Consider the following 11605-nt stretch of genomic DNA (forward strand, 5'->3'; position numbering starts at 1 on the left):
CAGCCTTCTCCAAGGATTTTGCCATGCTGACCGTTGAAACCCGCTACGCCATCGACCCGGACACCGCCAAGACCCTCGACACCGCTGGTCTGCGCAAACACTTCCACGCCTCGGGCCTTTTCGAGGATGGCAGGATCAACCTGATCTACACCCACTATGACCGGCTGATCCTGGGCGGCGCCGTGCCAGGTTCCGGCGAACTTGTGCTGGACGAGGTCAAGGAAGCCGGCACCCCGTCCCTTCTTGACCGCCGCGAGCTCGGCATTCTCAATATTGGCGAAGCGGGCACCGTGAAGGCGGGGGGCGAAACCTACGAGGTCGGCAAGGGCGATGTGCTTTACATCGGCATGGGCGCGGGACCCGTCACCTTTTCCGGGTCGGGCCGTTTCTACATCCTGTCCGCCCCCGCGCACCGCACGTGCCCCAACCGGCTGATCACTGTCCAGGACGCCCGCCGGGTGGAACTCGGCTCGGCGGAAACTTCCAATGAACGCGTCATCCTGCAGTTTCTGCATCCGGAAGTCGCCGAAAGCTGCCAGTTGCTGATGGGCTACACCCAGTTTGCGCCTGGTTCGGTCTGGAACACCATGCCGGCCCATGTCCATGACCGCCGCATGGAAGCCTACCTCTATTTCGAACTTGGTCCGGACCAGCGTGTGTTCCACTTCATGGGCAAGCCGGACGAGACCCGGCACCTCGTGATGGCCAACGAGGACGCAGTGGTCTCCCCGCCGTGGTCCATCCATTGCGGCGCCGGCACGGGCGCCTACACCTTCTGCTGGGCCATGGCCGGCGACAATGTCGACTTCACAGACATGGACATGGTTGCAATGGGAGACCTCAGATGACCCCCTTTTCTCTTGAGGGCAAACGCGCGCTGGTAACGGGTGCCAACACCGGCATCGGTCAGGCCATCGCCATAGCCATGAGCAATGCGGGTGCCGAAGTTCTGTGCGCCGCCCGTCGCGACTGTGACGAAACCCTGGCCCGGATCGCCAAGGGCCGTCATGTGCCGCTCGACCTGTCCGACCCGATGGCCGCAACGCCGTTGTTCGAAGCGGAACAGATCGACATCCTGGTCAATAACGCAGGCATCATCCGCCGCGAGAACGCGGTCAGCTTCAGCGAGGCCGACTGGGACGACGTCATGGACGTGAACCTGAAGGCGGTGTTCTTCTCCTGTCAGGCCTTCGGCAACGCGGTGTTGAACGCTGGCCGCACGGGCGCGGTCGTCAATATCGCCTCGCTGCTGTCATTCCAGGGCGGCATCAAGGTGGCGTCCTACACTGCCGCCAAACATGGTGTCGCCGGCCTCACAAGGCTGCTTGCAAACGAATGGGCTGCAAAGGGCATCAACGTCAACGCGATTGCCCCCGGCTATATCGCCACCAACAATACCGAAGCGCTGCGCAAGGACCCCGAGCGCAGCCGCCAGATCCTGGAACGCATTCCGGCCGGCCGCTGGGGCGAAGCCAGCGACATCGGCGAGGCCGCAGTCTTTCTCGCCTCACCGGCCGCCAAATACATTCACGGCACCGTCCTGAACGTTGATGGAGGCTGGCTTGCACGCTGATCTCCCACGTCTTTCCAGAACGACACCAATGGCGAAAGCCGGCATCGTTCACCTCGGTCTCGGCGCATTTTTCCGGGCCTTTGGAGCCATCTACATCGAAGAAGCCATGAAGGCATCAGGCAGTGCCGGAGGGGACAATTGGGGCATCATAGGCGTCAGCCTGCAAAGCCCGCGCATGCATGACCAGCTGGCCCCGCAGGACTTTGTCTACACCGCGCAGGAACTCGGCCCGGAGGACGAAACCCTGCGCCAGGTGGAGATCATCCGTGATGTGCTGGTGGCACGGGAGAACCCGGAAGCTGTCCTGGCCGCGATGGCTGACCCTGCCATCCGGATCGTCACGCTGACCGTGACGGAAAAGGGCTATTGCCACGACCCGGCAACCGGCAGGCTCAATGCCACCCATCCAGACATCGCACATGATCTCAAGGCAGCGCAGCCCGTCTCCGCGCCGGGATATCTTGTCCGGGCACTCGCAAGGCGGAAAGCGGCCGGCGTTCCGCCCTTCACAGTTCTTACCTGCGATAACCTGCCGGACAACGGCCGGCTAGTCCGCCGTATCGTACTGGACCTTGCCGAAAGGCTCGATCCGGATCTGGCCACCTGGATTGAAGCCGAGGGCCGTTTTCCGGCGACCATGGTCGACCGGATCGTGCCGGCCACGAAACCGGAAGATGTCGAAGCCCTCGCCCGGAAGACAGGCCGGTACGATGCAGCGCCGGTGATGCACGAACCGTTCCGGCAATGGGTGGTGGAAGACGACTTCGTCCCGGCCTACGGCGCGGACGCCAGACCGGATCTTGGAGCGGTTGGCGTCGAACTTGTCGACAGCGTCACGGTCTTCGAGCACATGAAGCTGCGCATGCTCAACGGCACCCATTCCGCGCTTGCCTATCTCGGCTATCTCGCCGGGCACGAGACGATTGCCGAAACCGTCGCCGATCCGTTGTTCGCCCGTTTCGTCAAAGACCTGTGGCGCCGCGAGATCATTCCGTCCCTCGAAGCGCCCCCGGGAACGGACCTGGAAGATTATGCGGATGCGCTGTTCGCCCGCTACGCCAATCCCGGCATCCGGCACCGCACCTGGCAGATTGCCATGGACGGCAGCCAGAAACTGCCGCAGCGCATTCTGGGAACCGTGCATGACAACCTTGCAGGCGGGCGAAGCTGCCCGGGGCTTTGCCTCGCCATTGCTGCCTGGATGATCTATGTCGGCGGCACCGATCTTGGCGGCAAGCCGATTGACGTGCGCGATCCGCTGAGCGATCGCCTGAAGTCTCTTGTCAACGATGGCGATGGCGACGCTGGCAAGGTAGACGCACTCCTGGGTGTCACTGAGATCTTCGACGCCAAACTGGCCGCAGCCTTGCGGCCGTCCATCACCTCCGCCTACGCTGCCTTGAAGGCCGACGGCGTCCGCAACACAATCGGGGCTCTGTCATGATCGAAGGCTGGCGCTGGTATGGCGGCTATGACCGCATCTCGCTTCGCGAAATCGCCCAGACCGGTGCTGTCAGCATCGTCACGGCGCTGCACGAAATCCCCTATGGACAAATCTGGCCGCGCGAGACCATCGCGAACACCTGCGCGCAGCTTCACGCGGCTGGCTTCGACTGGACGGTGGTGGAAAGCCTGCCGGTTCACGAGGCCATCAAGCGCGGTGAAGGCGATCTGTCCGAGCTCTTCGCCAACTATCGGCAGTCCATGGCCAACCTGGCTGCCGAAGGCATCAAGGTCATCTGCTACAACTTCATGCCGCTGCTTGACTGGACACGAACGGATCTGACTGCCCCGGTCGCGCGCGGAGGCACCTGCCTGCGATTTTCCGCCGCCAAGATGGCAGCCTTCGAGCTCTACATGGTCAAGCGGCCCGGAGCGGAAGAAGACTATTGTCCGGAGCTCCTGACCAAAGCGAAACGCTGGTTCGACAGCGCGACCCAGCCGGATCTCGACCGGTTGACAACAGCCATCATGGCCGGCCTTCCCGGCGCTTACGACCGATACGACGCCAATGGCCTGCGTGAGGCGCTCCTCCCCTATCAGGGGCTCGACCGCGCCGCACTCAGGCAGAACCACAAGCGTTTTCTTCAGGAAGTCGTTCCCACCGCGGAAGAGCTTGGCCTGAAGCTGGCCGTCCACCCGGACGATCCGCCCCGGGATCTTCTGGGCCTGCCCCGTATCGTCTCGGATGCCAACGACATCGACTGGATCCTCTCGGCGGTGGAGAGCCCTTCCAACGGTTTGACGCTCTGCTCCGGCTCCCTTGGTGCCAACCCGAAAAACGATGTGCCCGCAATTGCGCAACGCTTTGCCGGCAAGATCCACTTCGCCCATCTGCGCAATGTCGCAAAAGACCCGGACGGCTCGTTCGAGGAGGCCGCCCACCTTGGCGGCGACACCGACATGCCCGCACTGCTCGGTGTTCTGCTCAGCGAAGAAGCCAGACGCCGGCACGAAGGCCGGTTAGATGCCGAAATCGTCTTCCGGCCCGATCATGGTCACGAGCTTCTGACCGATGCCGAACGCGGGGCGCATCCGGGCTATCCCCTGATCGGGCGAATGCGCGGCCTCGCCGAATTGCGCGGCGTGATCGCGGGTCTGACGGCAGCCCGAGCCGTCCCGGCCTAGCCGCTACACCGGGGGTGCCCGCGAACCTCGTCTTTAGGGCATACGAGCGCGTTCAAAAACGGCGGGTCGATGACAACAGGGTTCGGCGCGGTTCAGCGATTGCTTACTTGCCTGCGGTTACGAGGCCGCTTTCACCGGTTCCACAGCAGACGCTACCCCGGCCACTTGGCCACGCGCATCATAGCTGGTCAGCAGGCGGTCGGCGACGCCGGCGGACAGCCAGATCGCGGTCAGGGTGATCCATGCCGTCAGCGCGAAGATGGAGGCCCCGGTGATCCCCGCCCCGACGGCACAGCCACCGGCCAGCATGCCGCCGAAGCCCATGAGCGTTGCTCCGGTGAGATAACGCGCCATCGACTTGCCACCCTCAAAGCCCTGAAGGGCCAGTTCCCGCGTCAGGAGAGCCGCCAGGAACGACCCAAGAAATACGCCCGGCACCAGGCCGACATCGAAGTCGAGCAGATCGCCCGGCGGGGACAGAACCAGCATCAGGGCGTCGGCGGAGGGACCGGTGAAGGTCACCCCTTCCACCTGCACGGGATCGAACGCCTGCCGCGCCATGGCCGACGTGAACCACCAGGCCAGAGGGATTGCCAGCCCCGCGCCTGCCGCCGCCACAAGCTGCCAGAGCTTCACCCGCGAGCGCCAGGCAAAGACAAGCCCAGCTGCCAGCCACAGGGCGGTGAAACCAAAGGTCACGGATGTGCTCAGGCCCAACATCTCGGTCAGGTCGTTGCCGCCGATGTCCCCTGTCGTCCAAAGGCCCGCGAACCATTCGCGCAACGGCTTCAACAGGCCGCGTAGGCTGGCCTGGGCAACAACGGCAAAGACCAAACCGGACAGGAGCGCTCGCAGGTTGCCCGTGGCCGACAGCACCAAAAGGCGGCTGGCGCACCCGCGCGCCAGCACCATGCCGGTGCCGAACATCAGCCCGCCCAGAAGCGCTCCGGAGAGGCTCTGCGGCGACGCAAGCTGACGCGCTTCATTGGCCTGTATCTCGCCCAGATGGATCAGAAGCTGCGTGCACAGAACAGCAGCGGAAAAGGTCAACAGCCAGACCGGCAGCCGGTCCTTCGGTGCACCGCGCGAGAACTCCAGACTGGCGGCGCGCAGGCAGAAGCGGCTTTGCTGGGCAAAGGCGCCAAACAGGATCCCGACAACGAGACCGCCGATGGCCAGCAGCCAGGGCTCGGAAAATTCATCCAGAAGAAATGTCAGATCCATGAGCCTCTCCCGGCCACATTGCGTCCTCACGTTCCGCCAGCTTTGTGCCGTTTCCTAGCGGCAGGCATTGACCTCTCTCAATGAAACATAGATAAATTCAAAAGTTTGAATGTGTGGAGGATGCCATGTCCGGACAATTTCGGAAAGATCTGACGAGACGCAACGTTCTGGCCGGAGGCCTCGCGCTTGCGGCCACGGGACTGGCTGGACGGATAACACCTGCCTTTGCCACCGCGAACATGACCCTGGGCCCACTCGACATCACGGTCTTTTCCGACGGCCACCTGACCTTGCCGATGAGCTTCATCCTGCCCGAACAAGACGAAGCGGAGATCGCGGCGCTGCTGAAACCTCATGGCCTGGCCACAGACGCGCTGACACCGGACTGCAACATCACATTGCTCCGGACCGGCGACCGCACAGTGCTGTTCGATGTCGGTTCAGGGGCCAACTTCCAGCCAACAGCTGGTGACTTGCCGGACCATCTGGCGGAAGCCGGCATCGACCCGTCGGACATCACCGATGTCATCTTCACCCATGCCCACCCCGATCATCTGTGGGGCATTCTGGACGATTTCGACGACCCGCTTTACCCGGACGCCCAGATCTGGATGCCGCAGGCCGAATGGGTCTATTGGCGCGCCGACGATACGCTGGCCAAGACGCCAGATGAGCGCAAGAGCTTCGTGGTCGGGGCGCAATCTCGTTTCGACGTGATCGAGGATCGGGTGAACATGATCAAGCCGGGTCAGGAAGTGCTGCCGGGCGTTGAGGCCGTCGACACGGCGGGGCACACCCCGGGGCACATGTCCTACATGCTGCACGGCGGCTCCGAGAGCCTTCTGGTGGTGGGCGACGCGATTTCAAATACGGTTATTTCGTTCGAAAAACCCGGCTGGGCTTCCGGCTCCGATCAGGACCGCGACATGGGCATTGCCACGCGCAAGGTGCTGCTCGACCGGCTGGCGCAGGATCAGACCCGCGTCATCGGCTACCACTTCCCGCACCCCGCCGGGGGGCACGTGGAACGATCAGGCGATGCCTACAGGTTCGTTGCGGCGTAAACGCCCACGCCCGCATGAAAGGCGGCGGGGAGTCATTCTGCCGCTGAGTGATGCACACTGCCCTGATTGCGCTGGAAGGCGGCGAGAACGTTGCCTTCCACAAGCCAGGCAAGCCCGACCCGCGCACCGAGCGCCATCGACACCATCACGATCGGCGCCGAGACCGCCAGCGCGGAAAAGCCGGTGATGCCCTGCCCCACCGTGCAGCCCATGGCGAATACACCGCCAACGCCCATCAGCGTGCCACCCAGAAGATGCCGGCCAAGTTCGCGGGCATCGTCGCACGCCTCCCAGCGGATATCCCGCTTCCAAAGGGCAGCTATCACGGCACCGAAAAGCGTCCCGACGATCAGGCCGACGCCATAATCCGGCAGGGTTCCCGTGTAGGTGATCAGCTGCATGATGGTGTCGCCCACTGGCACCACGAAAGACCCGGCTTCGATCTGAATGGGATCGAAGGAACGCCCGGCAAGGAAGGTCGTCGCCCACCAGCCGAAGGCAATCACACTGCCAATCGCGACACCGGTTCCGATCTTGCTCCATTGACGGCGATAGGATGCCGACTTGAAGATCCAGACCAGCCCCGCAAGCGCGATCACGATGGCGACCACGCCCTGCAGCCTCATGCCGAACAGGTTGGAAACAATATCGCCCATGGACTGGCTGCCGCTTGCGCCGAAGGAAACGGCGAGATCATCGACCAGCGGCACCCGCAGCATGCCGACAATGCCGCGTTGGGCAGCGAGTGCCGACAGGCCGATCACCGTCAGCACCACCAGCGCCCGCAGACTGCCGCCGCCCAGACGCAGGACGGCGCCAAAGCCGCAGGTGCCGACAAGTGCCATGCCGATGCCAAACATGAACCCGCCCACGATGGCGCCGGTCCAGCCAAATTCAGGTGACAGATAGAAGGAGGCAGCCGTGTCGGCCAAACCGAAGGCAACAAGCAACTGCGTGCCGACGAGGGCCGATACGGACGCAAGCACCCAGGTTCTGAGCGCGCTGCTGTCGCCCGCATACCAATGTCGCTCCAGCGCGGACAGGGTGCAGAAATGGTTCGACCGGGCAACGAACCCCAATACGCACCCCGCAAGCACACCGAGAATCGGTGTCAGCATCACCGGATCGAGATTGACCATGCGCGTCCTACCCTTCGCCGGATTACCCGGCCGCGTTTCCAGTCATCGCTCTGTCGGCGATTTTCATGAACCGTAGCAGGCTGCTAAAATCGCAGCAATCGGAGACCTTGCTGCAACGCACGCGTGCAGGCACATTGCCTGTGCTTATTTCTCCGGGGCGCGCACGTCCTTGCAGAACAGATCGTAGAGGCTCGAGATGATCGAACTCACTTCGTCATTCATCAGGCTGTAGTAGATCATGCGCCCGTCGCGCCGCGACTGCACCAGACCTTCCAGCCGGAGCCGGGCAAGCTGCTGGGATACCGCCGCCTGAGGCATGGTCAGGATTTCCTCAAGCTCGGAAACCGACTTTTCGCCCTCCGACAGCAAACACAGGATCACGAGCCGTACCTCGTGCGAAAGGGCCTTGAGCAGATCGCTCGCCTTCCGCGCCTGCTCCATCAGCAGGTCGAGGTCCTTCGCATCCAGGTTCTTGTCCATGGCCGGCAGTATCATCCGGAACCCACACCCTCTTCAAGCAACCGCCATTGCAGCGCACAATTCACATTACCAATTCATGCCTTAACTTCAGCAGCGGATCAACAACCTCACTTCGTCGCATCCGGAAGCTTTCCCAGCATATCGTCCAGCATGGGCCAGAAGAAGTTTTCTCCCGGGTAGCCGCGCAGCCGGTCGATCTCAACGCCGTCGGCCAGCAAAATGAAGGTTGGCGTCATGCGCTCCTTTGCGATGCCGGAAAGATCCTGCGGCCAGGTGTCGGTAATGTCGACACGGCGCAACGGGGCCTGCCGGCCTTCCGCCGTTTTCGGATAGGCAATGCCGATTTCCTCATTCCAGCGTTTGCACCATACACACCCAGGTTGTTCCAGCATCACCAGTTCGGCACTCCATGCCGGAAAGGCCTGAAACAGGCCGGAAATCAGCGCTCCGGCAAGGATCATCGCACGAGTCGCGACGGACATTTTGCAATCTCCACATTTCTTCCATTGCAATATATAGGAACTTTTGAATATTTTAAAGCAACCAAAGATCGAGTTTCACTGGGAGGAAATGAATGCTCGATGTTTCTCTGGGCGCTGCCTTTCTGGCAGGTCTGCTCTCGTTCATTTCACCCTGTGTCTTGCCGATTGTGCCGCCCTATCTGTGTTATCTGGCCGGTGTCAGCGTCGATGAACTGAAGGGCGAAACGGCAACCGCGGAAACGGGGCGCCGGGTGATTCTGGCCGCCATCGCTTTCGTGCTCGGCTTCTCGCTGGTCTTTGTCGCCCTTGGCGCGACGGCCAGCGTCATTGGCCAGTCGATTGCCCGCTACTACGATATCCTGTCGTATGTGGCCGGCGCGATCATCATCGTCATGGGCCTGCATTTTCTCGGTGTCTTTCGCATCGGCCTCCTGTTTCGCGAAGCACGCATCCATGTGGAACGCAAGCCCGCGGGCCTTGTGGGGGCCTTCGTCATGGGTCTGGCATTTGCCTTCGGCTGGACACCCTGCGTCGGCCCGGTTCTGGCTGCGATCCTGTTCGTGGCCGGGTCGTCGGACACCATATGGAACGGTGCCGGCCTGCTCGCGGTCTATGCGCTCGGCATCGGTCTGCCATTCATCCTGGCAGCGGCCTTTGCCAGCCGCTTCCTGAAGGTGGCCGGCCGTTTTCGCAAACACATGGGCACGGTGGAAAAGATCATGGGTGGCCTTCTGGTGCTCACCGGCCTGCTGTTCATCACCGGGCAGATGTCGGCCATCGCCTTCTGGTTGCTCGAAACGTTCCCGATTTTCACGCAAATCGGCTGACCGGCCGATATCCGGTCCAGGGAGGACAATGACATGCGTATCTGGAAACATATGATTCTGGCAGTCGAACTCTTGGCGGCCCTGACCACGACGGCGCTCGCCGCAACGCTCGGCGACGATGGCCTTCACAAGCAGCCGTGGTTCACCGTGACTTTTCGCGACATTGGCGAGGACATTGAAACCGCCGCCGGAGAAGGCAAGCGTCTGGCGATCATCTTCGAACAACGCGGCTGCATCTATTGCCGCCAGATGCACGAGAAGATCCTCTCCGATCCGGAGGTGACCGATTACATCAAAGAGAACTTCATGGTCGTTCAGTACAACATGTTCGGCGATGAGGAGGTGATCGATCTGGACGGCGAAGAGCTGACCGAAAAGACCGCCGCCCGCAAGTGGGGCTATGTTTTCACACCGACCATCGTGTTCCTGCCGGAGGACGTTCCAAGCGAAGGAACCGTTTCGGAAGTGGCCGTCGCAACCATGCCCGGCGCCTTCGGCAAATGGACATTCCTGGACATGTTCCGCTGGGTCCGAGAAAAAGGCTACGAGGGCGACGAGCATTTCCAGAAGTATCATGCCCGTAAAATCAACGAGTTGCGCGCAGAAGGCCGTCTCGACGCGGAATGACAGGCAAGGAGAATTCAGGTTTATGCCTCATATGGCAAAAGGCCTATTGCATAACATATGCAAAAAATCATATCTTTTAATATGAGGAGGACAGGCAGGCTGGGGAATCGGACCTGCCGAAGGAACGTAAACGGCACCACAGCCGGCCGTTCCGCACTGAGGAGGAAAGCCGACACAATGTTCAAGGGCGCGACACAATTCAGCCTGCCGGCGGCCTTTGCCGGCCTGGCCATTCTGGCCGCTTCGGCAGCGGCCGCCGGGACGGTTGCTCCGGACAGCGTTCCCATCGAGGATATGGAAATGTCCCAGTCCCTGACGGGCGTTCCGGGAGACCCGCTGGCCGGGCGCGAAGCCTTCGCCGACCGCAAAAAGGGCAATTGCCTGGCCTGTCATGCCAATGCCGATCTCAGCGCGCAGCTGTTCCACGGCGAAGTTGGCCCCGTCCTGGACGGTGCTGCCGACCGCTGGAGCGAGGCGCAACTGCGCGCCATCGTGGTCAACAGCAAGGACGTCTTTGGCGACCAGACCATCATGCCCGGTTTCTACACCCTGAAGGTGGGCATCAACGTCGACGAAAAATTCGCCGGCAAAACCATCCTGTCAGCGCAAGAGGTAGAGGACGTCGTCGCCTATCTCCTGACGCTGAAAGAGAATTGATCTCGGGTTTCAAGGAGCAAGAGATGAGCTTTACAAGACGCCAGGTGTTTGGCCTCACGATCGGAGCCGCCGCATTCGTGGCTGCCGGGTCGCGGGTTTCCTTCGCCGCCACCGACCAGACCGAAGAAGCAATCAAGGCCTTTACCGGCGGAGCTGAGCCCAAGAAGGGCACGGTGTCGCTCGATACGCCGGAAATCGCCGAAAACGGCAACACGGTGCCGGTCGGCGTATCCGTCGACAGCCCCATGACAGCAGACAACTATGTTGAATCCGTCCTGATCCTTGCAGACGGCAACCCGAACCCCGCTGTCGCGACATTCCACTTCACCGCCATGAGCGGAGCTGCAGAAGCCAAGACGCGTATCCGGCTGGCCAAGACGCAGAATGTCATTGCAGTCGCCAAGATGAACGACGGGTCCTCCTTCATCGACAGCAAGGAAGTGAAAGTCACAATCGGCGGCTGCGGCGGCTGATCCGCAACAGTGCAAGCGGCTTGCCCGCAGGACCGGCACCGGCGTTCAGCCGAACTGCCGCCCGGCAAGCAGATCAGGGACACGAAGGAATAAAGTCATGGCAGAACCGAAACCGCGCGTGAAAGTGCCCAAGAAGGCAGCTGCGGGCGAAGTCATCACCATCAAGACGCTTATCAGCCACCCGATGGAATCCGGTCAGCGCAAGGACAAGCAGGGCAACCTCATTCCGCGCCAGATCATCAACAAGTTCACCTGCGAGTTCAACGGACAGGTGGTCTTCTCCTGCGACATGGACCCGGCAGTCTCGGCAAACCCCTACATGGAGTTCAGTGCCAAGGTGAACGAGCCCGGCACATTCAAATTCACCTGGGTCGATGACGACGGCAGCGTCTACGAAACCGAAAAAAAGATCACTGTTGAATAGGCAGCGG

14 protein-coding genes are annotated in these 11605 nt (G+C 61.8%); 10 read left to right on the forward strand and 4 right to left on the reverse strand.

Annotated features, from left to right (window positions below):
- Positions 1 to 23 precede the first annotated feature (23 nt).
- Genes kduI through uxuA form a run of 4 tightly spaced genes read left to right on the forward strand, consistent with a single transcriptional unit; the run spans position 24 to position 4201 of the window.
- A complete protein-coding gene (kduI, locus tag AC2A6O_RS05535; protein ID WP_148582683.1) occupies positions 24 to 848 on the forward strand; it encodes a 5-dehydro-4-deoxy-D-glucuronate isomerase in 825 nt (274 codons plus the stop codon).
- The gene (gene kduD / locus AC2A6O_RS05540) at positions 845 to 1573 is read left to right on the forward strand and encodes a 2-dehydro-3-deoxy-D-gluconate 5-dehydrogenase KduD (protein ID WP_498926074.1); all 729 of its coding nucleotides are present in this window, start codon (positions 845 to 847) and stop codon (positions 1571 to 1573) included. The genes kduI and kduD overlap by 4 nt, the downstream gene beginning before the upstream one ends.
- The gene (locus AC2A6O_RS05545; protein WP_498926075.1) at positions 1563 to 3017 is read left to right on the forward strand and encodes a mannitol dehydrogenase family protein; all 1455 of its coding nucleotides are present in this window, start codon (positions 1563 to 1565) and stop codon (positions 3015 to 3017) included. The genes kduD and AC2A6O_RS05545 overlap by 11 nt, the downstream gene beginning before the upstream one ends.
- Positions 3014 to 4201 (forward strand): mannonate dehydratase, encoded by a 1188-nt coding sequence (gene uxuA / locus AC2A6O_RS05550; RefSeq protein ID WP_498926076.1) that lies wholly within the window; start codon positions 3014 to 3016, stop codon positions 4199 to 4201. The genes AC2A6O_RS05545 and uxuA overlap by 4 nt, the downstream gene beginning before the upstream one ends.
- 117 nt (positions 4202 to 4318) lie before the next feature.
- Here uxuA and AC2A6O_RS05555 read toward each other — a convergent pair whose 3' ends face one another.
- Positions 4319 to 5425 carry a YeeE/YedE family protein gene (locus AC2A6O_RS05555; protein WP_498926077.1) on the reverse strand — a complete coding sequence of 369 codons (1107 nt, stop codon included), beginning with the start codon at positions 5423 to 5425 and terminating at the stop codon, positions 4319 to 4321.
- Between the two features lie 125 nt (positions 5426 to 5550).
- Here AC2A6O_RS05555 and AC2A6O_RS05560 point away from each other — a divergent pair, with 125 nt between their 5' ends.
- Complete coding sequence (locus AC2A6O_RS05560) at positions 5551 to 6489, forward strand: MBL fold metallo-hydrolase (RefSeq protein ID WP_498926078.1); 939 nt, start codon at positions 5551 to 5553, stop codon at positions 6487 to 6489.
- Between the two features lie 32 nt (positions 6490 to 6521).
- Here the strand turns inward: AC2A6O_RS05560 and AC2A6O_RS05565 are convergent, their stop codons facing one another.
- From AC2A6O_RS05565 to AC2A6O_RS05575, 3 genes are all read right to left on the reverse strand, one after another.
- Entirely contained in the window at positions 6522 to 7628 is a 1107-nt protein-coding gene (locus AC2A6O_RS05565; RefSeq protein WP_148582677.1) for a YeeE/YedE family protein, read from the reverse strand.
- 144 nt (positions 7629 to 7772) lie between these two features.
- The gene (locus tag AC2A6O_RS05570) at positions 7773 to 8123 is read right to left on the reverse strand and encodes an ArsR/SmtB family transcription factor (protein WP_148582676.1); all 351 of its coding nucleotides are present in this window, start codon (positions 8121 to 8123) and stop codon (positions 7773 to 7775) included.
- 92 nt (positions 8124 to 8215) lie between these two features.
- The gene (locus AC2A6O_RS05575) at positions 8216 to 8590 is read right to left on the reverse strand and encodes a thioredoxin domain-containing protein (protein ID WP_148582675.1); all 375 of its coding nucleotides are present in this window, start codon (positions 8588 to 8590) and stop codon (positions 8216 to 8218) included.
- Between the two features lie 92 nt (positions 8591 to 8682).
- Between AC2A6O_RS05575 and AC2A6O_RS05580 the strand changes: the two genes are divergently transcribed.
- From AC2A6O_RS05580 to soxZ, 5 genes are all read left to right on the forward strand, one after another.
- Positions 8683 to 9417, forward strand: coding sequence for a cytochrome c biogenesis CcdA family protein (locus tag AC2A6O_RS05580; protein WP_148582674.1), 735 nt, complete (start codon positions 8683 to 8685; stop codon positions 9415 to 9417).
- Between the two features lie 33 nt (positions 9418 to 9450).
- Entirely contained in the window at positions 9451 to 10044 is a 594-nt protein-coding gene (locus AC2A6O_RS05585; RefSeq protein ID WP_148582673.1) for a SoxW family protein, read from the forward strand.
- A 177-nt stretch (positions 10045 to 10221) separates the two neighbouring features.
- Entirely contained in the window at positions 10222 to 10701 is a 480-nt protein-coding gene (soxX, locus tag AC2A6O_RS05590) for a sulfur oxidation c-type cytochrome SoxX (RefSeq protein ID WP_498926079.1), read from the forward strand.
- 23 nt (positions 10702 to 10724) lie between these two features.
- Positions 10725 to 11174: a thiosulfate oxidation carrier protein SoxY gene (gene soxY, locus AC2A6O_RS05595; protein WP_148582671.1), complete on the forward strand. Its 450-nt coding sequence runs from the start codon at positions 10725 to 10727 to the stop codon at positions 11172 to 11174.
- 97 nt (positions 11175 to 11271) lie between these two features.
- Complete coding sequence (gene soxZ, locus AC2A6O_RS05600) at positions 11272 to 11598, forward strand: thiosulfate oxidation carrier complex protein SoxZ (RefSeq protein ID WP_148582670.1); 327 nt, start codon at positions 11272 to 11274, stop codon at positions 11596 to 11598.
- Positions 11599 to 11605 lie beyond the last annotated feature (7 nt).

The sequence above is a fragment of the Labrenzia sp. ATLA3 genome (assembly GCF_057180185.1).

Coding starts and splice junctions, on each gene's coding strand:
- soxX (WP_498926079.1), top strand. CDS start 10,222: ATGTTCAAGGGCGCGACACAATTCAGCCTGCCGGCGGCCTTTGCCGGC.
- soxY (WP_148582671.1), top strand. CDS start 10,725: ATGAGCTTTACAAGACGCCAGGTGTTTGGCCTCACGATCGGAGCCGCC.
- soxZ (WP_148582670.1), top strand. CDS start 11,272: ATGGCAGAACCGAAACCGCGCGTGAAAGTGCCCAAGAAGGCAGCTGCG.
- AC2A6O_RS05580 (WP_148582674.1), top strand. CDS start 8,683: ATGCTCGATGTTTCTCTGGGCGCTGCCTTTCTGGCAGGTCTGCTCTCG.
- kduI (WP_148582683.1), top strand. CDS start 24: ATGCTGACCGTTGAAACCCGCTACGCCATCGACCCGGACACCGCCAAG.
- AC2A6O_RS05565 (WP_148582677.1), bottom strand. CDS start 7,628: ATGGTCAATCTCGATCCGGTGATGCTGACACCGATTCTCGGTGTGCTT.
- AC2A6O_RS05585 (WP_148582673.1), top strand. CDS start 9,451: ATGCGTATCTGGAAACATATGATTCTGGCAGTCGAACTCTTGGCGGCC.
- kduD (WP_498926074.1), top strand. CDS start 845: ATGACCCCCTTTTCTCTTGAGGGCAAACGCGCGCTGGTAACGGGTGCC.
- AC2A6O_RS05575 (WP_148582675.1), bottom strand. CDS start 8,590: ATGTCCGTCGCGACTCGTGCGATGATCCTTGCCGGAGCGCTGATTTCC.
- AC2A6O_RS05570 (WP_148582676.1), bottom strand. CDS start 8,123: ATGATACTGCCGGCCATGGACAAGAACCTGGATGCGAAGGACCTCGAC.
- uxuA (WP_498926076.1), top strand. CDS start 3,014: ATGATCGAAGGCTGGCGCTGGTATGGCGGCTATGACCGCATCTCGCTT.
- AC2A6O_RS05560 (WP_498926078.1), top strand. CDS start 5,551: ATGTCCGGACAATTTCGGAAAGATCTGACGAGACGCAACGTTCTGGCC.
- AC2A6O_RS05555 (WP_498926077.1), bottom strand. CDS start 5,425: ATGGATCTGACATTTCTTCTGGATGAATTTTCCGAGCCCTGGCTGCTG.